Raw genomic sequence first — 19861 nt, 5'->3', positions numbered from 1 at the left:
TTGAGAACGGCCCGGCCGCGCGGCGGGTGTCAGCGGTAGTCCTCCCAGCCGCCCTCGCCGCCCTTCTCCATGACCTCGGCGATGTAGCGCCACACCTGCGGCCGGCTGCCGTCCACGTCGGTGACGCCGTACGCCTCGGCCAGCTCGCCGCTGGTCACCGAGGACCCCGACCACCGGTGCCGGTCGGGGTCCTGGGCGAGGGCGGCCACGCCGCGACCGGCGTAGGCGGGGGTCTCGGAGACCCTCCACGCGCTGTCCGCCTTCGCCTCGCGCCAGTTCTCCTCGGTGACGCCGAAGCCGTCCAGCATCGCCTCCGAGCGCAGGAACCCGGGCGTGACGGCCACCGCCGTCCCGCCGTACGGGCGCAGCTCGTGGGACCAGGCGAAGGCCAGCCGGTTGACCGACAGCTTGGCCAGGTCGAAGTAGACGTTCTCGCGGTAGCGGGTCCGGTGGAACTCCCAGGTGCCGTCGGTGACCTCCACGACCAGTCCGCCCTCGTGCCGGATCAGCAGCGGCAGCAGGTGGCGGGCGCTGATGAGGTGGGTGTCGACGGCCAGCCTGAGCAGGCGCAGCCCGTCGTCCAGGTCCTGCTCCCAGACGGGGGTCTCCCACTTCCACAGGTGGTCGCCGCCCCACACGTCGTTGACCAGCACGTCCAGGCGGCCCTGTTCCCGTTCGACGCGGGCGGCCAGCCCGGCCACCGCCGCCGGGTCCAGGAAGTCGACGGGGACCGCGATGCCCGTCCCGCCGGCCGCGCTCACCAGCTCGGCGGTCTCCTCGATCGTCTCCGGACGGTTCATCTCCGAACGGCTCTCGCGCGTGCTCCGTCCGGCGCAGTAGACCGTCGCTCCGGCCGCCCCCAGGGCGACCGCCATTCCTCGTCCCGTTCCGCGGGTCGCGCCCGCCACCACAACAATCACGGGCACGATCGTGGCCCGGATACCCGCCACCTCCTGTCATGTTTTCCGCAGGAACGCTGTGATAAGTAGTTGATTACCATGAACAGCGAATTCGAGCTCCGCGGGGTCAACCACATCGCGCTGGTCTGCTCGGACATGAAGCAGACCGTCGACTTCTACTCCGGCGTGCTGGGCATGCCGCTGATCAAGACGATCGAGCTGCCCCTGGGCTGGGGCCAGCACTTCTTCTTCGACTGCGGCGGCGGCAACGCGCTGGCCTTCTTCTGGTTCCCCGACGCGCCCGAGGGCGTGCCGGGGGTCTCGGCGCCGAAGAACCTGCCGGACCGGGGCGAGCTGCTGTCGGCGGTCGGCTCGATGAACCACATCGCCTTCGACGTGCCGCCCGAGCGCATCGAGGAGTACCGCGACCGGCTGGTGGCCAAGGGCATCGACGTGGGCGTGCTGCTCAACCACGACGACAGCGAGTTCGGCGTGGCGCCCGCGATGCACGAGGGCGTCTTCGTCCGGTCCATCTACTTCAAGGACCCCGACGGGATCCTGGTGGAGTTCGCCGCCTGGACGCGGCCGGTCGGGCAGCCGGGCGACGTCCGGCACGAGCCCAAGACGGCCGCCGATCGGACCGTCTGATGCCGCGGCTGCGGCGGGTGCCGCCCGAGGAGGTGACCGACCCCGTCGTCCGGTTCTTCCACGACCGGCTGCTGTCCCCCGACGGCACGGGGACCGCGACCGGCTCGCCGGGCGACTGGTGGACGGTCTTCGCCCTCGATCCCAAGATCTTCCGCCACTGCGTCAAGGGCTTCCAGATCTACCGGGAGTCGCGGCTGGACCCGGTGCTGCGCGAGCTGGGGCAGACCAGGGCAGGCTGGGCGCGGCAGAGCCAGTTCGTCTACTCCCAGCACTGCAAGCAGCTCAGGGCGCTCGGCGTGTCCGAGGAGAAGGTGCGGGCGGTGGCCTCCTGGCAGGTCAGCGACCAGTTCGCCGAGCTGGAGCGGGCGGTGCTGGCCTACACCGACGGCCTGGTGCTCGACGGCGGCCGGGTGCACGACGAGGTGTTCGCCGTGCTGCGCGCCCACCTGCCCGACGAGCAGATCCTGGAGCTGACCTACATCGTCTGCCTGTACGAGATGCACGCCACCATGGCGCGGGCGCTGCGGCTGGAGTTCGACGACCGCCCCGACCCGATCACCGAGGTGCCCGCCCCCGAGGGGTACGGGACGCGCGACATCGCCGACGAAGTGACCGTTCGTCGCGAGTAGCCGACCATTCGCCGCTCGCCCGGTTCCGCGCGGCGCGCGAGCGACTTAACGTGCCGTTGGCGAGGGGTGGCTTGGTCTCACATATTGAGATTTCATCTCGACATTTAGGCCAAACCGTAATGTTCCGGACATTGGGTTTAATACCCCCGGAAAGCTAATCTCCCTCCATTGACGACGTTGTCAGGAGCCGGTCAACACGCCGCTCCTGATCCCCCAATCGGAGGGCCGATGACTACCGGGGAATCCGGGCAGCCGCCGCGTACCGACCGCAGCCCGTGGAACTGGCTGCTGGTCGTGCCGATCGTGCTGCCGCTGCTGACGTTCCTGTTCAACTCCGACGAGCCGCGCCTGCTCGGCTTCCCGCTGTTCTACTGGCTGCAGCTCGCCTTCATCGTGGTCGGCGTCGGCTGCACCACGATCGTCTACAGGATGACCAAATGAGCGGGCACGTGACCGAGCTGGTCGTCTTCGGGCTGCTGTTCGTCCTGGTCAGCGGCATGGGCTTCGTGGCGGCCCGCTGGCGGCGGCCCACCGACCTGGCCAGCCTCAACGAGTGGGGCCTCGGCGGCCGCAGCTTCGGCTCCTGGGTCACCTGGTTCCTGGTCGGCGGCGACCTCTACACCGCCTACACGTTCGTGGCCGTGCCCGCGCTGGTGTTCAGCTCCGGCGCGCTCGGCTTCTACGCGCTGCCCTACACCGTGGTGGTCTACCCGCTGGTGTTCCTGGTGCTGGCGCGGATGTGGTCGGTCTCGCACGTGCACGGGTTCGTCACGCCCGCCGACTTCGTCCGGGCCCGGTTCGGGTCGCCGACGCTGGCGCTGCTGATCGCCATCACCGGGCTGGTGGCCACGATGCCGTACATCGCGCTGCAGCTCGTCGGCATCGAGGCCGTGCTGAAGTCGATGGGCATCACCGGGCACCTGCCGATCATCATCGCCTTCGCGATCCTGGCGGCCTACACCTACCAGTCGGGCCTGCGGGCGCCCGCGCTGATCGCCTTCGTCAAGGACGCGCTGATCTACATCGTGATCCTGGCCGCGGTCATCTACATCCCGGCCAAGCTGGGCGGCTGGGGCAACATCTTCGACATGGCGCAGGCCAAGTTCGACAAGACCCCCGCGCCGGGCGACGGCATCCTGCTCAACGGCGCCAACCAGCTCCAGTACGTCACGCTGGCCTTCGGCTCGGCCCTGGCGCTGTTCCTCTACCCGCACAGCCTCACCGGCGTGCTGGCCTCCAAGAACCGCAACGTCATCAAGCGCAACATGTCGGCGCTGCCCGCCTACAGCTTCGTGCTCGGACTGATCGCGCTGCTGGGCTTCATGGCCATCGCGGCCGGCACCAAGCCGGTCGGCGGCGACCCGAACACGATCGTGCCGAACCTGTTCGACCAGCTCTTCCCCGACTGGTTCGCCGGCGTGGCGTTCGCGGCCATCGGCATCGGCGCGCTGGTGCCGGCGGCGATCATGTCGATCGCGGCGGCGAACCTGTTCACCCGCAACATCTACCGCGAGTACATCAACAAGCAGGCCACCGACGCCCAGGAGGCCAACGTCTCCAAGGTCGTCTCGCTGGTGGTCAAGGTGGGCGCGGTGCTGTGCATCCTGCTGCTCGACCCGCAGTTCTCGATCGACCTGCAGCTCATCGGCGGCGTGATCATCCTGCAGACGCTGCCGTCGGTGGCGCTCGGCCTGTACACCCGCTGGTTCCACAAGGGCGGCCTGATGGCCGGCTGGGCCGCGGGCCTGGCGGCGGGCATGTGGATGCTCTACCTCATCCCCAACCCGGCCAAGGGCAAGGAGCACTTCGGCGGCTCGGCCTTCGGCCTGTCGAACCTGGGCCTGGACACCAAGATGACCCTCTACGCGGGCTTCCTCGCGCTGATCGTCAACCTGGTCGTGGCCGCGGTCGCCACGCTGATCTTCCGGGCGGCCAAGGTGGCCGACGGCGCGGACGCCACCCGGCGCGGCGACTACTTCGCCGACGAGGGCGACCCGGACGTCAAGGACCTGGACCTGGCCGGCTCCCACTGACGCTCACGGCCGCTGGAGGTAGCCGGGATCGGCCACCTCCAGCTTGGCCCGGACGGCCTGGACCAGGGCGGCGGTGAGCGCGTCGTCGCCGTCGAAGCGGCCCGCGCGGACGGCGGCGGCCAGCTCGGCGTCGTCGGCCACGCCCAGCGCCGCCAGCCGCGCGGCGTGCTCGGCGGCCTGGTCCTGGCCCAGCTCCATCTCCCGTTCGACCATGGCGAGCACGTTGATCGCCACCCGCGTGTGGAAACGCACCCGCCCCTCGACCGCGGGCAGCACGTCGTCCCGCAGGAACCCGCGGACGGCCGCGACGAGCTGCGCGGCGGTGGGCACGTCATGGGGCTGCGCCATCGGCGGCACTCCCGTCACCTCGGCTCCGGAGCCGTACGCCCGCGCACGGCCAGTCGTGAGCCCAGGCATATGGATCACCGCCCCGCCTGTCAAGGCCCCCGGCCCACGGATGACCTTTCTCCACCCCCGGGACGACAGACCTCCGCCCACGATCGGCGTGTCTCTACCGAGCCGCCCGTACCGGCGGTGGCGGGCCCCCGCGCGACGATGGCACGCTTCCCGAGCGGCCCGGCCCTCCGGGGTCACGCGGACGGCCCGGACGGCTGGGAAAGTCGCCCGGCGCAGCTCCCGGCCCCCGGCCTCCCGGGCCGCTCAGCCGCAGTCAACACCCGAGGGAGCGCAGCATGAACGACGACGTACGCGTCAAGGCCTGCCGCATCAACGACCACGTGGAGCTCATCCACGACTCCTCCCCGGACGTCGTCCTGGAGATCCCGCGCCGCGACTGGCAGCACTTCCTGGAGGCGGTCAGGTCGGGCGCGTTCGAGCTGGAGGTCCTGCCCCGCAAGGCCGAGGAGAACGCGGCCTGACCCCGTCCCCTCCGAAGGGCCCGGCGGCCGCGGATGCCCTGCGGCCGCCGGGCCCTTTCCCGTGCCGCGGCGCGTCCGCGCGGGCCGGGCGGCCGCGGGCGGCACGACGGGAGCCGGTTCTGTCGGTGGGCACGCGTACGGTCGGTCCAACCGGACGGTGGGTGATGTCGGTGACCGAGGAGCAGGCCGCGGTGCTCGCCCTGACCAGGGCCACCGCCGGGCCGTGGCACCACACCGCGCGGGTCGTGGAGGCCCGGGGCAGCGCGCTGCGGCTGGCCCGCGGCGACCTCGGCGGGCTCGGCGAGCATGACAGGGCGCACGCGGCGCGGGTCGTCGCGCGGCTGCGGCCGGGCGACCTCGGCCGGGCCGAGGCGCTCATCGCCGCCTGCCCCGCCGCGCTGGTGACCGTGCTCGACGACGGCTATCCGGGCAACCTGGCCTGCGCCCACAACCTCCAGCCGTTCCTGTGGGTGCGCGGCCGGCTGGGGATCGGCGACCACCGGTCGGTGGCGGTCACCGGCGACGCCCCCGGCGCCCGCGCCGCGGCCCGCGCGCTGGCCGCGGCCGGCCTGACCGTCGTGTGCGACGCGCCACGCACCGCCGGTGCGGCGGCGACGGCCGGCGGCCGCGCGATCGTGGTCGGCCCGGACGACGGGCGGCCGGAGGCCCTCGTGGGCGGTCCGGACGGCGGGCGGCCGGGGGCCGGCGGGCCGACGGCCGTCGTGGCGGTGTCGCCGTTCTGGCCCGGCACGGCCGCGACGGCCCGGACGCGGGCGGTGACCGGGCTGGTGACCAGCGGGCTGGCCGCCGCGCTCTACGTCACCGGCGACGGCGACGGCGAGCGGGCGGCGATGGCGCTGTCCCAGGGCAAGCACGTCTTCGCCGCGCCCGGCCTGCCCTGGACGCCCCGGCTGGCCTACCGGGGAGGAGTCACTGTCGTAGCGGGCATTGACGAGCTGGCGCGCCAGGCGGTCAATCTTGTAGATGTGACCCGGCTGACGACCGTCTTCTGACCATGGGCGACGCCCGCGCGGTGACCGAGGCGTACCTGCAGATCTTCCGCAACGTCCCGGCCGCCGGCCCCGGCGTCTGCCGGATCTGCCACACCGGCGCCGGCGGGCCGTCCGGGCTCTGCGTCACCTGCGCGGTCACCACCCAGGGCCTGTACCGCCACACCGAGCACGTCGTGCCGGTCTCGCTGTGCGTGCGCGACGGCGACGGCGCCCAGCTGCACGCGATCGTGACCCGCCGCAGGGACCCGCCGGGCAGCGTGCGCCGGGTGCCCTTCCTGGCCGCCACCGTGGCGCGTTTCCACCGGGCCCACGCGACCTGCCTGACCCGGCTGGCCGGCGGCCCCTTCACGATGGTCACCACGCTGCCCGGCACCCGGCTCGACCGGCCCGTCGAGGTCTTCGGCCCGATGCCGCGGATCGTGGACATGGTGGGCGACCTGCGCGGGCTGCACCGTCCCGTGCTGATGGCGGGGTCGGCGCAGGCGGCCGAGAACCTCGCGCGGCGGCGTTCGGACGAGCGGGCCTTCCAGGTGCTGGGCCGCGTCGACGGCGCGCGGGTGTTGCTGGTGGACGACCTGTTCGTCTCCGGCGCGCACGTCCAGAGCGCGGCCTCGGCGCTCTACCTGGCCGGGGCGCGGGCGGTGGTCGCGCTGGTGATCGCGCGGCTGGTCTTCCCGCGCGCCGGCGGCGACACCGCCCGGCTGTGGGAGCGGGCCTGCGCCGAGCGGTTCGACTTCGATCGCTGCTGCCGCGCGGGCGCGCCGACCGTTGACCGCGCAACGGATTTCGGTTGAGATCACCCCATGAGCTTCGCCGTACCCGAGCACGTCCGGCCGATCCGCGACGCCGTGCGCGCGTTCATGACCGAGCGCGTCGAACCGGCCGAGGAGGTGCTGCACGAGGGCGGGCCGCAAGCCGCCGCCACCATGGCCGGGCTGCGGGACGAGGCCAGGAAGGAGGGCCTGTGGGCCCTCGGCCACCCGAGCGAGCTGGGCGGCGGCGGGCTGCCGTTCCTCGACTACGTCTACGTCAACGAGGTCCAGGGCCGCAGCGAGTACGGGCAGCTCGCCCTCGGCACGTTCACCCTGCAGGACTCCCTCATGCTGCACGAGCACGCCTCCCCCGAGCAGCGCGAGCGCTACCTGGAGCCGCTGGTGCGCGGCGACATCTCGCCCAGCTTCGCGATGACCGAGCCGGAGGTCTCCAGCAGCGACCCCACCCAGCTCACCACCTCCGCCGTGCTCGACGGCGACGAATGGGTGATCAACGGGCACAAGTGGTTCACGACGGGCGCGTCGGTGGCGGCGTACACGACCGTGATGTGCCGGACCGAACGGGACGCGCCGCCCCACCGGGCCTTCTCCATGATCCTCGTGCCGACGGACACGCCCGGCTACACGATCGTGCGTGAGACCCCCGTGCTCGGCCTCGGCGGCGCGCACTGCGAGGTGCGCTACGAGGACGTGCGGGTGCCGGCCGCGAACCTGCTGGGCGAGCGCGGGCACGGCTTCGTCATCGCCCAGCGGCGTCTCGGGCCCGGCCGGATCTTCCACTGCATGCGCTGGCTCGGGCAGGCGCAGCGGGCCTTCGACCTGATGTGCCGGCGGCTGCACGCGCGCACCGCCTTCGGCGAGCCGCTGGCGGCCAAACAGCTCATGCGGCAGCACGTGTTCGACTCCTACACCGAGATCCAGGCCGCCCGCCTGCTCACGCTCCAGGCCGCCGAGGCCGTGGACGCCGGCTCGCAGGCCCGCGTCGAGATCGGCGCGATCAAGGTGGTGGGGGCGCGCATGCTGCACAACGTCATCGACCGGGCCGTCCAGGTGTACGGCGCGGCCGGCCTGACCCCCGACACGCCGTTGGACCGCATGTACCGGCACGCCCGCGCCGCGCGCGTCTACGACGGCCCCGACGAGGTGCACGTCGACGCGGTCGGCCGCCGCCTCCTGGGCGCGTACGCGGCCGGCGGCGCCTGGGAGTTCGGCCCCCGATGAACCGGGTCGAGACGATCGTCCGCGAGGTGTACGGCCCGGACGCGGCCGTCCCGTACGCGGTCAGGCTGCCCGGCGGGGCCTCCAGGGAGACCTGGGCCCTGGACGTGGTCGTCCCCGGCGGCGACCGGCACGAGCTGGTGCTCCGGCTCGACGGGCCGGGGGCCGCCCTGGAGGCGGGGACGGGGCTGGCCGAGGAGGCGCGGCTGATGCGGGCGGCGGCCGACGCCGGGGTCCCTGTCCCGCACGTCGTGGCCGCCGCCGGACCGCCCACCGGACCGCCCACCGGCCCACCCACCGACTCGCCCACCGGCCGGCCCCCTGGGCCGCCCGCGCGACCGCTGGCCGAACCGCCCGCCGGACCGTCCGCCCCGCCGTCCGCCCCGCCGCCCGCCCGGCCGCCCGCCGGGCCGTACGTCCTGATGAGCCGGGTCCCCGGCGAGACCATCCCGCGCCGGATCCTGCGGGACGAGGCGTACCGGGAGGCCAGGCCGAAACTGGCCGCCCAGTGCGGGCGGGCGCTGGCGGCCATCCACCGCATGCCGCTGTCCTGCCTGCCCGAGACCGGACCCGCGACCGAACCCGAGACCGGACCCGAGACCGGACCCGAACCCGCGACCGCGCCGCAGGCCGTGCCCGCCGACCCGCTGCGCTTCTGGCGTGACGTGCTCGACCTGACCGGCCAGCCGCACCCGGTGTTCGAGCTGGCCCTGCGCAGGCTGGAGGCCGACCGGCCGCCCGCCGTCCCGGCGAGCGTCGTGCACGGCGACTTCCGCAACGGCAACCTGATCGTCGGCCCGGAGGGCGTCAGGGCCGTGCTCGACTGGGAGCTGGCCCACGCCGGCGACCCGCTGGAGGACCTGGGCTGGCTGTGCGTCAAGGCGTGGCGGTTCGGCTCGCCGCTGCCCGTGGGCGGGTTCGGCGGCTACGCCGAGCTGACCGCCGCCTACGAGGAGGCCGGCGGCCGGCCCGTCGACCTGGACGCGCTGCGCTGGTGGGAGACGTTCGGGGTGCTGAAGTGGGGGATCATCTGCGTCATGCAGACCATGCGGCACCTGCGCGGCGGCGCCTCCTCGGTGGAGCTGGCCGCCCTCGGCCGCCGCGCCTGCCAGAACGAGTGAGACCTGCTCGGCCTGCTGACCTGACCTGACCTGACCTGACCTGACACGGCCGCCCGCCGGTCGGCCCGCCGGAGCCCTCAGCCCCCGGCGACGGCCGCCGCGATCACGTCCACCAGCCCCTCCACCACCTGCGATCGGTCGACCTCCGGATGCTCCAGCCACCAGTCGCCCGTCGTCTGCACCATGCCGACGAACGCGTGGCCGAGCACCTGCGCCCGCACCGGGTCGGCCACCACCCGCTCGTCGGCCAGCACCCGGCCCAGCTCCTCGCCCAGGCCGCGCACGAGCGAGGTCATGTGGGAGCGGATGCGGGTGTCCTCGGCGCTGGCCCGGTGGAACAGGAAGCGGTAGAGGTCGAGGTTGGCCGAGATCAGGTCGAGATAGACGCCGATGGCGGCGCGGGCACGGGCCCGCAGGTCGGTGCCGGGCCCGGCGAACTGCGGGCGGAGCTGGGCGATGACCGTGCGCACGTGGCGGTCGGCCAGCGCCTGGTACAGGCCGCTCTTGTCGCCGAAGTGGCGGTAGAGGACGGGTTTGGTGATGCCGGCCTCGGCGGCGATGGCCGCCATCGACACCTCGGGGCCCTCGGCCAGGATGGCCCGGTCGGCGGCGTCGAGCAGCGCCCTGCGCCGGTCGGGGTCCCGTCTGCTCATCTGCTCAGGATAGATCGCAGACGACGCGGCAGCAGCGCCGAGAAGACCAGTAACGCGCCGGTGTAGGCGTACAGGCCGGTCGCCCCGGCGAGGGTGCCGGGCGGCTCGGCCCACGGCGGCTCCCACAGGCCGGGCAGCGCGCCCGCCAGGCCGATCGCGGCCCGCAGGTCGAGGGCGAACAGCACGCCCGCCACCGCCAGCGGCACCCCGCAGGCCAGCGCCGCGGCGGGCCAGGCGGCCAGCACCGCGACGATCAGGGCCGCCGCCGCCAGCATGCCCACCCCGGCGGGGGCCGGGGCGAAGGCCGCCTGCCCGGCCCGCAGCGCTCTGGCGCCCGCCTCGGTCAGGTAGTAGACGGGGGGAACGGCGGCCAGGCCCACGCCGACGCCGATCAGAACTCGTACCTCACCGGTCACAGAGGCCATCGTCCCCCGCTCACGGACGGCTCACGCGGCGGTTAGGTTTTTGGGCATGAAGAACACCGGCACAGGCCCAGGCGCCATCACCCCCGACGGATCCCCGGTCGAGTTCTACACCCTCCTCCAGCCCGGCCGCGACGCCGACGTCGTCATCCAGGAGACCCCGCCGGGCGGGTCCGTCCTGGAGCTCGGCGCCGGCGTCGGCAGGGTCACCCACGCGCTCGTCGAGGCCGGGTTACAGGTCGTGGCCGTGGACGAGTCCACCGAGATGCTGGCGCACGTGCGCGGGGCCGAGACCGTGCACGCGCGGCTCCAGGACCTGCGGCTCGACCGGCGCTTCGACACCGTCACGCTGGCCTCCCAGCTCGTCAACGTCGTCGACGTGGAGGTCAGGCGATCCTTCCTGGCGGCGTGCGCGCGGCACGTCAAGCCGGGCGGGGCGGTGCTCGTCCAGTGGATGACGGCCGAGCGGCACGACGGCTGGCGGGCCGGCTCGGGCAGGAAGGACGGCGACGTCACGATCACCCTGGCGGAGGTCGAGGAGATCTCCCCCGGCGTGTTCGCCGCGACCATGCGCTACGAGCACGGCGACCGGGTCTGGACCCAGTCGTTCACCTCGCGGCGCATGACCGACGACGAGCTGGCCGACGCCCTGGCCGCCGAGGGGCTGCGGCTGGAGCGGTTCGTCACCGAGGACCGCATGTGGTTCCTGGCCCGCCCCTTTACATCGTAGATTTCGGTGTAAATACTGGGAAATACTGGAACTGTTGATACCCTCGCGCCATGAGTGACCCGCTGGACGAGCTGGAGCGGCGGATCGACGGGCTCCGGGCCGGCGTGCGCAAGGCCATGCGCGTCAGGGACGGCGCGACGGCCCGCGTCCTGCGTGCCGAGCTGCGCGCCGCCGAGCGGGCCTGGGACGCCCTGGTGAGCGGCGAGCAGCCGCGCGCCAAGGCGGAAGGGCCCCGGCTGGTCACCGTGCGCGAGCAGGTCCACCAGGCGCTCGCGCTGCTCGGGGCCGCCGCGCAGCCGCGCCTGGTGGTGGCGGTCAGCGGCGCGTTCTTCGCCGGCACCATCCGCAGCGCCCAGCTCACCAGCCTGCGCCGCGACGAGGAGCGCTCGTTCCGGTCCACGCCCCACGGCAGGCCGTACTACCTGTGCGCGGCGCTGACCGACCGCCTCTCCCCCGCCCGCGGCCTGCTGACGCTCAGCACCTGGCCGCTGGAGCGGCGGGTGGTCGGCCCGCTCAGCCCCCGCGTCGACTTCCTGACCTGCGCCATCGCGGTGGCCTCGCACGACGGCGAGGACGAGCGGGCCCTGCGCTTACTGGCGCGGATGGCCAGGAACGTGCCCGGCGCCACGGCCACCGACCTCGGGCCGCCCGACCGCCGGCGGATCGCCGAGGCGGCCAGGGCCGAGCTGGCGGTGCACGCAGAACGCGACACGCGCGACCGCGCCGAGCTGGCACGACGCGCCACATCCCAGCTCGGTGACGTGGCCAGGCTCTTCGGCGCCGCTACGCTGGGCACGATCAAGGAGGAGACAGCGACGTGAGCGGCTTGAGACGCGAGGACGGCCCGGCCCACCGGCTCGACGCGCTGCGCGGCACGACGCCGCCCAAGCCGCACGACGCCAGAGCGATCGCGGCCCTGGCCGCCAACCCCGGCTGCACCCGCCGGGCCCTCATGGACGGCGCCGGCGTCGACAAGGACGCCGCCGCCCGCCACCTGGGCTTCCCGGCGCCGTTCGGCCAGTCGCCGTTCGCGATCACCCGCGGGAACGCGTTCGAGGCGCTGGTCAAGGCCGACGGCTGCGCCGAGCTGCTGCGCCTGCTGCGCGAGGTGCTGGACCTGCCGGTCGCCGAGGTGGCCTACCACGACGTGGAGAACGTCGGCGCCCACCTGCGCCACACCCACACCCGCGCGCTGTTCGACCGGGCGGCGCGCGGCGACCAGGACGCCGGCACGCTGTTCGACCACCCGCTGCTCAGCCTGGAGATCGCCGGCCACACCGCGTTCCTCGAACCCGACGTGGTGGCCTTCCAGCTCGGCGGGCGCTTCCACGTGGTGGAGATCAAGTCGTTCGCGGTGGTCGACGGGCAGGCCGAGCCGGCCGCGGTGGCCGCCGCCGCCCGCCAGGCCGCCGTCTACGTGCTGGCGCTGCGCACGATGCTGGCGGAGCTGGGGCACGACCCGCTCACCGTCTCCCACGACGTGGTGCTGGTGTGCCCCGAGAACTTCGCCAACCGGCCGGTGGCGACCCTGGTCGACGTGCGCAGGCAGCTGGCCGTGCTGCGCCGTCAGCTCACCCGGATGACCGGCCTGGACCGGCTGCTCGCCGCGCTGCCCGAGGACCTAAGCTTCGACCTGCGGCCGGGCGAGGACGGCCGGCCCACCCGTCCGGCGGCCGAGCTGGCCGACGCGCTGCGCAGGACCACCGCCCGCTACGCGCCCGACTGCCTGTCCGCGTGCGACCTGTGCTTCTTCTGCCGCGACGAGGCCCGCCAGGAGGGCGCCTCCGACCTGCTCGGCCGCCAGGTGCGCGACGAGCTGGGCGGGGTCGCCTCGGTCGCCGAGGCGCTGGGCCTGGCCGACGGCCTGCGCGACCCGGCCGACGGCCAGGAGGAGATCGCCGGCCTGCTCCGCAACGCCGAACGCCTGCGCAGGGAGTGCCTCAGTTGAGCCTGCTCACCTCGCTCGCCCGGCTGCGCGCCCTGCGGGAGGGCATCGCCCAGCCCGTCGCCACGGTCCGCCACTGCCACGTGGGCGCGCGGCCGATGGTGTTCATCCCGCTCAAGCTGTCGGGCGAGGCCGCCGCGCCGCTGGCCGCCATGCTCGGCACCGACCGCGACCGGCCGCGCCTGCTCGTCGTCACCCAGCCGCGCAACCGTGAGCTGCGCTTCGCCTGGGCCGCCGAGCTGGCCGGGGTGCTGCTGCCGTACGTCGAGGGGTTCACCGCCGACACCGAGACGGTGGAGCGCAAGAACGCAGACCCCTACGAGCGGGCGCTCGACGCGCCGCAGCTCGTCCTGCCGAACCAGGCGGGCGTCGGCTTCACGAGGCTGCTCGGCCGCTCCACGCGCTTCCGCAGGCCCGACGGGCCCTACCCGGTGCCGCCCGAGGTGCCGCTGCTGGGGCGGTGGCTGACGTACTTCGCCGAGCGGGCGGCCTACCCGGGATCGTCGCTGACGCTGGCCGCGACCGAGGAGCTGGGCCGCCACTGGGCCAGCGGGCAGAGCGCGCTGGAGGACGCCAACCTGGCCGCGCTGCTGTCCTGGATCACCCAGGGCCCTTCCGACGACGCCGAGGACCCGCTGATCTGGCCGCCCGCCGGGCCCGCGACCGATCCGGGCTTCGACGCCGAGGTGCTCGCGCCGGCCATCGACAGCGAGTCGCCCGAGCGGGTCGCCGAGGCGCTGCGCACCCAGCTCGAACCCACCTGGCGGCTGATGTGGCAGGCGCTCGACCTGCTGGCCGGGCTGGAGCCGGGCGCGAGCGTGGCCCAGCGCTGGGAGCAGGACCGCGGCTCGTTCAGCGCCATGGCCGCCCACATCGCCGAGGGCGCGCCGCCGCAGGCCAGGCGCGACGGCGCGGTGGCGGCCGCGGCCAAGCTGTCCCGCATGGAACGTGCCCAGGCCGCCTACGACGTGCAGCGCGCCTACGACGACCCGCTGGTGATGGCCGAGTACCGGCTGACCGGCGAGGCGTTCGCCGGCGAGGTGGTCGAGACCGTCCCCGACAACATCGAGGGCGAGGGCCGCTCGCGCAAGCTGCGTCCGCTGGTGGTGCTGAAGACCGACGACCCGGTACGCCTGCCGCCCGGGGCCGCGCTCGGCACCCCGCAGCGCCGCGGCCAGGGCGCCGAGCTGGTGGAGGCGCACGGCGGGCTGATCACCCTGAAGATCACCAAGGGCATGGGCCGGGGGAAGACGCCCGCCCCCGGCGCCGTGCCGGAGATCGGCGAGCGGGTCTGCTACACCTCGCTGACCGACGACTTCCAGGGCTCGCCGGCGCTGCCCGAGGCCGAGGCCACGCCGTGGACGCACGGCGGGCCGCCGCAGGAGTACATCCCCGACGACGAGGACGCCCAGGAGGAATGGTCGTGAGCGAGAGCCCGGAGCAGGTGATCGCGAACGTCCTGGCCGACCTGCCCAGGAACCGCGGCGTCGTGGTCGACTCCCCGCCGGGCGCCGGCAAGTCCACGCTGGTCGTGCGAGCCGCCGCGCACATCGCCGCCACCGGCGAGCCGCTGATGATCGTCGCCCAGACGAACGAGCAGGTCGACGACCTGGTGGCCCGCATCTCCGACAAACACCCGCACCTGAAGGTCGGACGGCTGTCGGCCGGCGGGTACGTGCCCCACCCGCGCATGCTGGAGCTGGCCGGCGTCACGATCGGCACCAGGATCCAGGACCTCGGCGACCCCGACATCGTCATCGCCACGGCCGACAAGTGGGCGTGGATCTCCGGCCGGGTGTGGCCGTGGGCGATCGTGGACGAGGCGTACCAGATGCGCTCGGACAAGCTGCTGCGCATCGCGGGGCTGTTCGAGCGGGCGCTGTTCGTGGGCGACCCCGGGCAGCTCGACCCCTTCTCGATCGTCGACGGCGACCGCTGGTCGGGGTTGTCGTGGGACCCGTTGCAGAGCGCGGTGGCGGTGCTGCTGCGGCACAACCCGGAGCTGCCGGTCCATCGGCTGCCGGTGTCCTGGCGGCTGCCCGCCTCGGCCGCGCCGGTGGTGTCGAAGGCGTTCTACCCGTTCACCGGGTTCCGGTCGGGCACCTCGGCGGGCGACCGGCGGCTCGAACTGACCGCGGGCGGCATGGGCACCGTGCACGACCGCGCGCTGGAGGAGGCCGCCCGGTCGGGGTGGGCGCTGCTGGAGCTGCCCGAACGGCACACCGTGCGCACCGACGGCGAGGCCGTGCAGGCCGTGGCGCTGCTGGCGGCGCGGCTGCTGCAGCGCGGCGCCGTGGCCGCCTCCGAGCAGGGCGAGCGGCCGGTGACCGCCGACCGGATCGCGGTCGGGGCGGCCCACCGCGACCAGGTGGCCGCGATCAGGAACGCCGGGCTGCCGCCGGAGATCACCGTGGACACCGCCAACCGCCTCCAGGGCCGCGAGTACGACGTGACGATCGTGCTGCACCCGCTGTCGGGCCGCCGCGACGCCACCGCCTTCCACCTGGAGTCGGGGCGGCTGTGCGTGCTGGCCTCCCGCCACCGGCACGCCTGCGTGATGGTGGCGCGGGCGGGCATCGCCGAGCTGCTGGACGCCCACCCGTCGGCCGAGCCGGTGCAGCTCGGGGTGCCGGTGAAGTTCCCCGACGGCTGGGAGGCCAACCAGTCGGTGCTGGAGCACCTGGCCCGCCACCGGGTCTAGCGGGAGCCGGTGACGGGACGGCGTCAGAGGCGGCGCCGCCAGACGTCGATGGCCAGCACGCGGCGCATGCCCGCCGACTCGTACAGGCCCAGGGCGGGGGTGGTGTTGTTGCTGTCCACGTGCAGGATCGTGCCCTTGCGGCCTCTGGCGGCGTCGGCGGCGAAGGCGTGCCGGAGCAGGAAGCGGCCCAGGCCCCGGCCGCGGAAGCGCGGGTGCACGGCGAGCGTGGCGACGTAGCCGCAGTCTTCGTCGGGGACGAACTGGTTGTTGCCGATCAGCACGCCGGCGGGCTCCCCGTCGATCCTGGCCAGGGTGAGCTGGCTCCAGTCGGTGACGCTCATGGCCTGGCGGCGCTCGTACCAGTGGTCGTAGTCGACCGAGATGAAGCCGAAGTGCTCGGCGAAGCCGATCTGGTGCACCTCGTGCGCGGCGCGGCGGGTCTCCTCGTCCTCGCCCGTGTGCAGGGTGAGGCCGGGCGGCGGGGCGGGCGCCTCGACGGGGGCCGTGTGGTCGGCGCGCATGCGGTGGAAGCTGGTACCGGGCTCGAAGCCCTGCTCCTTGGCGTAGGACTGCTTGTCCTGGTCGGCGCGGTAGATGCCGATGTCGAGGGTGACGCCGTCGTGGCCGCGCTCGGCGCCGAGCTCGCGGGCGCGGGCGGTGACCGTGCGCCACAGCTCCTGCCGCAGGTCGTCCAGGCCGGGCAGGCCGGGGCGGGTGATGACCTCGATGTTGACCAGGTCGCTGTCGCCCACCCGGCAGGCCCAGGCCCAACCGGTCAGGCGGCCGGTCTCGTCGTGGGCCAGCCAGCCGTCCCTGTCGAGGTCGAAGCCCGGCTCGGCCAGCTCGTCGGCGATGTCGTCGAGCGTCATGTCGGGCGAGCCGATGACGTCGGTGTCGTGGGCCGCGACCAGCTCGTGGATGGCCGCGGCGTCGTCGACCCGGGGGCGGCGCAAGATGTGCATGGGGAGGATTGTGCACACTTCGCCCACCCCGGCGCCTCCCATTTTTCCCGGGGTGGCTAGGCTGGCCGGGTGGTCGACAGGAAGCCGCTGCACATCGAGGTCGCCACCCCCGGCGCGACGACCGTCGCGCTCGCCCTGTCCGGCGACCTCGACTACGAGTCCGTCAGCCGGCTGGGCGACCTCCCCGTCCCCGCGGGCTGCACCGCGATCGACGTCGACCTGTCCCGGCTGACCTTCGTCGACTCCTCCGGCCTGGCCGGGCTCGTCCGCCTCCAGCTGCGGGCCGCGGACGCCGGCGCCGTGGTGCGGGTGGTGGCGCTGACGCCCTATCTGCGCAGCCTGTTCCAGCTGACGGCGATCGACCGGCTGTTCAGCCTGCCGCCGGGCTGACCGCCTCCTGCGGGGCCGCCTCCGCGGGAGCGCCGCCACGCAGCGGGATCTCCTTGATGAAGGCCGCCAGCAGCGGCACCACGACGGCGAAGGCGATGGCCCACCAGAACACGCCGGAGATCGAGGTCGCCAGCGACTCCAGGATCCCGGTGCGCATCTGCACGGGGAGCTGTTCGAGCTGCTTGGGGTCCATCCTGGCGCCGCCGCCCGAGGTCATGCGCTCGGCCGCCTGCGCGCCGAACCGGCCGGTCAGCTCCGACAGGTAGTGGTTGTTGAAGATCGCGCCGAACAGCGAGACGCCGAACGAGCCGCCGATCGACCGGAAGAACGTGGTGGCGCTGCTGGAGACGCCGAGGTCCTTCTGCTCGACGCTGTTCTGCGCGATGAGCATGGTGGTCTGCATGAGGAAGCCCATGCCGAGGCCGAGCACGGCGATGTAGAGGCCGGTCTGCCAGGAGGCCGTGTCGACGCCCATCGTGGACAGCAGCCACATGCCGGCGGCCATGCCGACGCCGCCGACGATCGGGTAGATCTTGTACTTGCCGGTGCTGGTGATGGCCTTGCCGACGAACAGCGACACGACCATGGCCGCGGCCATCATGGGCAGCAGCAGCAGGCCGGAGTTCGTCGCCGTGGCGCCCTGGACGGTCTGCTGGAACAGCGGCAGGAAGTTGATCGCGCCGAACATGGCGAAGCCGAGCAGGAAGCCGATGCCCGAGATCAGGGTGAAGTTGCGGTTGCGGAACAGCTGCAGCGGCATGATGGGCTCGGCCACGCGGCGCTCGACCACGATGAAGCCGGCCAGGAAGACCACGGCGACCGCGATCAGGGTGAGGATCTGCCAGGAGCCCCAGGTGTACTCGTTGCCGCCCCAGGTGGTGATGAGCACCATCGCGGTGATGCTGACCGACAGCAGGACCGCGCCCGCCCAGTCGATGCGCACCTTGTTGTGCGTGCGCGGCAGGTGGAGGTTGAGCACGAGCAGGACCAGCGCGACCGCGCCGACCGGCAGGTTCACGTAGAAGGCCCAGCGCCAGTCGAGGTGGTCGGTGATGAAGCCGCCGACCAGCGGGCCGGCGATCATCGCCAGCGACATGACGCCGGCCATGATGCCCTGGTACTGGCCGCGCTCGCGGGGCGGCACCAGGTCGCCGATGATGGCCATGACGTTGACCATGAGACCGCCGGCGCCGAGGCCCTGGATCGCGCGGAAGGCGATCAGCTCGGTCATGCCGTCGGCCGGGCCGCCCAGCATGGAGGAGCCGGCCATGCCGCACAGCGCGGAGCCGATCATGAAGATGACGACCGAGGTGATGAAGATGGTCTTGCGGCCGTACAGGTCGCCGATCTTGCCCCAGATCGGCGTCGAGACCGTCGTGCCCAGGACGTAGGCGGTCACCACCCACGACAGATGGGTCAGACCCCCTAACTCGCCCACGATGCGCGGCATGGCCGTGCCCACGATCATGTTGTCCAGCATGGCCAGCACCATGGCCAGCATCAGGCCCGGCAGGACGACCATGACCTCGCGGCGCCGTCCGACTGCCTCCGCCACTGCACACCCCCAGTTGTGATCTTGCTTACTTGCCGACCGGCAAGCTTAGAATAAGCTAGATACTTACTTGCCGACCGTCAAGTCGAAATCAAGGTGCAAAGTGCGGGAAGACACGCGGGCGCGGATCCAGGAGATCGCGCTGAAACTCTTCACGGAGCAGGGTTACGAGGCGACCTCGCTGCGCGAGATCGCGGAAGAGCTGGGCGTGACCAAGGCCGCGCTGTACTACCACTTCAAGACCAAGGAGGACATCATCGGCAGCTTGGTCGACCTCCGGGTCGCCGAGCTGCAGGAGCTGCTGGAGTGGGCCAGGAACGCGCCGAAGACCCCCGAAACCCGCCGCGAGCTGCTCGAACGCTACGCCGAACGGCTGCGCCAGCCCCGCTACCTGGCCGTCGCCCGCTTCCTGGAGAGCAACCAGACGGCGATGCGCAACCACCCCCAGCTCGCCAAGATGCGCGACACGATGATGGAGCTCACCGCCGAGATGAGCGACCCCGGCGCCACGCCCACCGAGCGCATCAGCCGCTCGCTGGCGCTGTTCGCGCTGCACGCGGGCAAGTGGCTGTCGATGGCCGGCGAGGGGCTGACCGAGGAGGAGATCGACAAGGCGTGCATGGAGGTGGCGCTGCGGCTCGTGGAGCAGTAGCGACCTCTGTGGCACTTCGGCGGCGCGACGGACGATTGGTGCGCGGGATCCGGGGCAGAAGGCTCGCACGCATCCAGACGGGAGGAGACGCAGTGGAGGCGACGATAGCGCTCCGACTGCCCAGGGATGCGGCGAGCGTCCCGCTGATCAGGCAGATGCTGGACGGCACGCTGCGGTCGCTCGGCGTCGAGGCCCAGATTCGCGACGACATCGAGTTGATGCTGACCGAGGCGTGCGCGAACGTGGTCAAGCACGCGACGCCCAGCGACGACTACACCGTCAGCGCCTGCGTGCACGACGACCTGTGCGTCATCAAGGTCGTCGACACGGGGGGCGGTTTCGATCCGAACAAGGTGATCGAACCCGGCCCGGGGGCCGAGCACGGCCGCGGACTGCAGATCATGCGCGCGCTCGCCGACGACATCCGGTTCACCAACGTGCGCGAGAACGGGGCGATGGTCTGCCTGGAGAAGAAGCTGCGCTTCACCCCCGGGGCGGCGGGACAGCATCTCATCGCCAGGTGACCCGCACACCGGGGCCGGGGGGGGGGGGGGGGGGGGGGGGGGGGGGCGCGCCGGGGGGGGGGGGGCGGGGGGTGTGGGGGCGGGTGGTGGGGGGGGGGGGTGGGTGTGGGATTTGGTG

Annotated in this window: 23 protein-coding genes; 17 read left to right on the top strand and 6 right to left on the bottom strand. The window is 73.0% G+C overall.

Annotation, left to right across the window (positions count from 1 at the left end; genetic code table 11):
- Nucleotides 1-29: 29 nt before the first annotated feature.
- Nucleotides 30-920, bottom strand: a complete 891-nt coding sequence (locus ACIBQ6_RS10860) for an SDR family oxidoreductase (RefSeq protein WP_397211235.1) — start codon at nt 918-920, stop codon at nt 30-32.
- Nucleotides 921-998: 78 nt separating this feature from the next.
- Between ACIBQ6_RS10860 and ACIBQ6_RS10855 the strand changes: the two genes are divergently transcribed.
- From ACIBQ6_RS10855 to mctP, 4 genes are all read left to right on the top strand, one after another.
- Nucleotides 999-1547 carry a VOC family protein gene (locus ACIBQ6_RS10855; RefSeq protein WP_397156548.1) on the top strand — a complete coding sequence of 183 codons (549 nt, stop codon included), beginning with the start codon at nt 999-1001 and terminating at the stop codon, nt 1545-1547.
- Complete coding sequence (locus tag ACIBQ6_RS10850; protein ID WP_397211233.1) at nt 1547-2176, top strand: carboxymuconolactone decarboxylase family protein; 630 nt, start codon at nt 1547-1549, stop codon at nt 2174-2176. The genes ACIBQ6_RS10855 and ACIBQ6_RS10850 overlap by 1 nt, the downstream gene beginning before the upstream one ends.
- Before the next feature lie 228 nt (nt 2177-2404).
- On the top strand, nt 2405-2617 hold the full coding sequence (locus ACIBQ6_RS10845; RefSeq protein WP_352329975.1) for a DUF3311 domain-containing protein: 213 nt from the start codon (nt 2405-2407) through the stop codon (nt 2615-2617).
- The gene (mctP, locus tag ACIBQ6_RS10840; protein ID WP_358286474.1) at nt 2614-4209 is read left to right on the top strand and encodes a monocarboxylate uptake permease MctP; all 1596 of its coding nucleotides are present in this window, start codon (nt 2614-2616) and stop codon (nt 4207-4209) included. The genes ACIBQ6_RS10845 and mctP overlap by 4 nt, the downstream gene beginning before the upstream one ends.
- A 3-nt stretch (nt 4210-4212) precedes the next feature.
- On the opposite strand, the gene ACIBQ6_RS10835 is transcribed toward mctP, so the two are convergent.
- Nucleotides 4213-4557: a DUF6285 domain-containing protein gene (locus ACIBQ6_RS10835; protein WP_364337380.1), complete on the bottom strand. Its 345-nt coding sequence runs from the start codon at nt 4555-4557 to the stop codon at nt 4213-4215.
- A gap of 344 nt (nt 4558-4901) precedes the next feature.
- Here ACIBQ6_RS10835 and ACIBQ6_RS10830 point away from each other — a divergent pair, with 344 nt between their 5' ends.
- The 5 genes from ACIBQ6_RS10830 to ACIBQ6_RS10810 all read left to right on the top strand — a co-directional run bounded on the left by ACIBQ6_RS10830 (nt 4902) and on the right by ACIBQ6_RS10810 (nt 9212).
- Nucleotides 4902-5087, top strand: a complete 186-nt coding sequence (locus ACIBQ6_RS10830) for a hypothetical protein (protein WP_352350903.1) — start codon at nt 4902-4904, stop codon at nt 5085-5087.
- Between the two features lie 164 nt (nt 5088-5251).
- Nucleotides 5252-6100 carry a hypothetical protein gene (locus ACIBQ6_RS10825; RefSeq protein ID WP_397211231.1) on the top strand — a complete coding sequence of 283 codons (849 nt, stop codon included), beginning with the start codon at nt 5252-5254 and terminating at the stop codon, nt 6098-6100.
- Between the two features lie 2 nt (nt 6101-6102).
- The gene (locus ACIBQ6_RS10820) at nt 6103-6894 is read left to right on the top strand and encodes a hypothetical protein (protein ID WP_397211230.1); all 792 of its coding nucleotides are present in this window, start codon (nt 6103-6105) and stop codon (nt 6892-6894) included.
- Between the two features lie 9 nt (nt 6895-6903).
- On the top strand, nt 6904-8094 hold the full coding sequence (locus ACIBQ6_RS10815) for an acyl-CoA dehydrogenase family protein (RefSeq protein WP_397211228.1): 1191 nt from the start codon (nt 6904-6906) through the stop codon (nt 8092-8094).
- On the top strand, nt 8091-9212 hold the full coding sequence (locus tag ACIBQ6_RS10810; protein ID WP_397211226.1) for a phosphotransferase family protein: 1122 nt from the start codon (nt 8091-8093) through the stop codon (nt 9210-9212). Before ACIBQ6_RS10815 ends, ACIBQ6_RS10810 begins: the two co-directional genes overlap by 4 nt.
- A 77-nt stretch (nt 9213-9289) precedes the next feature.
- Here the strand turns inward: ACIBQ6_RS10810 and ACIBQ6_RS10805 are convergent, their stop codons facing one another.
- Both ACIBQ6_RS10805 and ACIBQ6_RS10800 read right to left on the bottom strand, forming a co-directional pair.
- Nucleotides 9290-9865: a TetR/AcrR family transcriptional regulator gene (locus ACIBQ6_RS10805; protein WP_357975501.1), complete on the bottom strand. Its 576-nt coding sequence runs from the start codon at nt 9863-9865 to the stop codon at nt 9290-9292.
- Nucleotides 9862-10281, bottom strand: a complete 420-nt coding sequence (locus ACIBQ6_RS10800; RefSeq protein WP_397211224.1) for a hypothetical protein — start codon at nt 10279-10281, stop codon at nt 9862-9864. Before ACIBQ6_RS10800 ends, ACIBQ6_RS10805 begins: the two co-directional genes overlap by 4 nt.
- A gap of 55 nt (nt 10282-10336) precedes the next feature.
- Here ACIBQ6_RS10800 and ACIBQ6_RS10795 point away from each other — a divergent pair, with 55 nt between their 5' ends.
- The 5 genes from ACIBQ6_RS10795 to ACIBQ6_RS10775 are packed head-to-tail and all read left to right on the top strand — an operon-like array spanning nt 10337 to nt 15663.
- On the top strand, nt 10337-11017 hold the full coding sequence (locus tag ACIBQ6_RS10795) for a class I SAM-dependent methyltransferase (RefSeq protein WP_358286461.1): 681 nt from the start codon (nt 10337-10339) through the stop codon (nt 11015-11017).
- 50 nt (nt 11018-11067) lie between these two features.
- Nucleotides 11068-11838 (top strand): hypothetical protein, encoded by a 771-nt coding sequence (locus ACIBQ6_RS10790; protein ID WP_364337391.1) that lies wholly within the window; start codon nt 11068-11070, stop codon nt 11836-11838.
- The gene (locus tag ACIBQ6_RS10785) at nt 11835-12965 is read left to right on the top strand and encodes a hypothetical protein (protein ID WP_358286457.1); all 1131 of its coding nucleotides are present in this window, start codon (nt 11835-11837) and stop codon (nt 12963-12965) included. Before ACIBQ6_RS10790 ends, ACIBQ6_RS10785 begins: the two co-directional genes overlap by 4 nt.
- On the top strand, nt 12962-14389 hold the full coding sequence (locus tag ACIBQ6_RS10780; RefSeq protein ID WP_397211222.1) for a hypothetical protein: 1428 nt from the start codon (nt 12962-12964) through the stop codon (nt 14387-14389). Before ACIBQ6_RS10785 ends, ACIBQ6_RS10780 begins: the two co-directional genes overlap by 4 nt.
- The gene (locus ACIBQ6_RS10775; protein WP_358286454.1) at nt 14380-15663 is read left to right on the top strand and encodes an AAA family ATPase; all 1284 of its coding nucleotides are present in this window, start codon (nt 14380-14382) and stop codon (nt 15661-15663) included. Before ACIBQ6_RS10780 ends, ACIBQ6_RS10775 begins: the two co-directional genes overlap by 10 nt.
- Before the next feature lie 23 nt (nt 15664-15686).
- Here ACIBQ6_RS10775 and ACIBQ6_RS10770 read toward each other — a convergent pair whose 3' ends face one another.
- Nucleotides 15687-16625 carry a GNAT family N-acetyltransferase gene (locus ACIBQ6_RS10770; RefSeq protein WP_397211220.1) on the bottom strand — a complete coding sequence of 313 codons (939 nt, stop codon included), beginning with the start codon at nt 16623-16625 and terminating at the stop codon, nt 15687-15689.
- 69 nt (nt 16626-16694) lie between these two features.
- Here ACIBQ6_RS10770 and ACIBQ6_RS10765 point away from each other — a divergent pair, with 69 nt between their 5' ends.
- Nucleotides 16695-17015 carry an STAS domain-containing protein gene (locus ACIBQ6_RS10765; protein ID WP_358286451.1) on the top strand — a complete coding sequence of 107 codons (321 nt, stop codon included), beginning with the start codon at nt 16695-16697 and terminating at the stop codon, nt 17013-17015.
- Here ACIBQ6_RS10765 and ACIBQ6_RS10760 read toward each other — a convergent pair.
- Complete coding sequence (locus ACIBQ6_RS10760) at nt 16996-18570, bottom strand: MDR family MFS transporter (protein ID WP_358286449.1); 1575 nt, start codon at nt 18568-18570, stop codon at nt 16996-16998. The genes ACIBQ6_RS10765 and ACIBQ6_RS10760 overlap by 20 nt on opposite strands.
- A gap of 100 nt (nt 18571-18670) precedes the next feature.
- Here ACIBQ6_RS10760 and ACIBQ6_RS10755 point away from each other — a divergent pair, with 100 nt between their 5' ends.
- Nucleotides 18671-19219 (top strand): TetR/AcrR family transcriptional regulator, encoded by a 549-nt coding sequence (locus tag ACIBQ6_RS10755; protein WP_397156527.1) that lies wholly within the window; start codon nt 18671-18673, stop codon nt 19217-19219.
- Between the two features lie 92 nt (nt 19220-19311).
- Entirely contained in the window at nt 19312-19743 is a 432-nt protein-coding gene (locus tag ACIBQ6_RS10750; protein ID WP_352350930.1) for an ATP-binding protein, read from the top strand.
- Nucleotides 19744-19861 lie beyond the last annotated feature (118 nt).

This window comes from Nonomuraea sp. NPDC049655 (genome assembly GCF_044465465.1).
GTDB lineage: Bacteria > Actinomycetota > Actinomycetes > Streptosporangiales > Streptosporangiaceae > Nonomuraea.
This window is presented reverse-complemented; position numbering and strand designations above follow the sequence as displayed.

Excerpts from the sequence above, each read along its gene's own strand:
- ACIBQ6_RS10855 (WP_397156548.1), top strand. The coding sequence starts at position 999 with ATGAACAGCGAATTCGAGCTCCGCGGGGTCAACCACATCGCGCTGGTC.
- ACIBQ6_RS10850 (WP_397211233.1), top strand. The coding sequence starts at position 1,547 with ATGCCGCGGCTGCGGCGGGTGCCGCCCGAGGAGGTGACCGACCCCGTC.
- ACIBQ6_RS10845 (WP_352329975.1), top strand. The coding sequence starts at position 2,405 with ATGACTACCGGGGAATCCGGGCAGCCGCCGCGTACCGACCGCAGCCCG.
- mctP (WP_358286474.1), top strand. The coding sequence starts at position 2,614 with ATGAGCGGGCACGTGACCGAGCTGGTCGTCTTCGGGCTGCTGTTCGTC.
- ACIBQ6_RS10835 (WP_364337380.1), bottom strand. The coding sequence starts at position 4,557 with ATGGCGCAGCCCCATGACGTGCCCACCGCCGCGCAGCTCGTCGCGGCC.
- ACIBQ6_RS10830 (WP_352350903.1), top strand. The coding sequence starts at position 4,902 with ATGAACGACGACGTACGCGTCAAGGCCTGCCGCATCAACGACCACGTG.
- ACIBQ6_RS10825 (WP_397211231.1), top strand. The coding sequence starts at position 5,252 with ATGTCGGTGACCGAGGAGCAGGCCGCGGTGCTCGCCCTGACCAGGGCC.
- ACIBQ6_RS10820 (WP_397211230.1), top strand. The coding sequence starts at position 6,103 with ATGGGCGACGCCCGCGCGGTGACCGAGGCGTACCTGCAGATCTTCCGC.
- ACIBQ6_RS10815 (WP_397211228.1), top strand. The coding sequence starts at position 6,904 with ATGAGCTTCGCCGTACCCGAGCACGTCCGGCCGATCCGCGACGCCGTG.
- ACIBQ6_RS10810 (WP_397211226.1), top strand. The coding sequence starts at position 8,091 with ATGAACCGGGTCGAGACGATCGTCCGCGAGGTGTACGGCCCGGACGCG.
- ACIBQ6_RS10805 (WP_357975501.1), bottom strand. The coding sequence starts at position 9,865 with ATGAGCAGACGGGACCCCGACCGGCGCAGGGCGCTGCTCGACGCCGCC.
- ACIBQ6_RS10795 (WP_358286461.1), top strand. The coding sequence starts at position 10,337 with ATGAAGAACACCGGCACAGGCCCAGGCGCCATCACCCCCGACGGATCC.
- ACIBQ6_RS10790 (WP_364337391.1), top strand. The coding sequence starts at position 11,068 with ATGAGTGACCCGCTGGACGAGCTGGAGCGGCGGATCGACGGGCTCCGG.
- ACIBQ6_RS10775 (WP_358286454.1), top strand. The coding sequence starts at position 14,380 with ATGGTCGTGAGCGAGAGCCCGGAGCAGGTGATCGCGAACGTCCTGGCC.
- ACIBQ6_RS10770 (WP_397211220.1), bottom strand. The coding sequence starts at position 16,625 with ATGCACATCTTGCGCCGCCCCCGGGTCGACGACGCCGCGGCCATCCAC.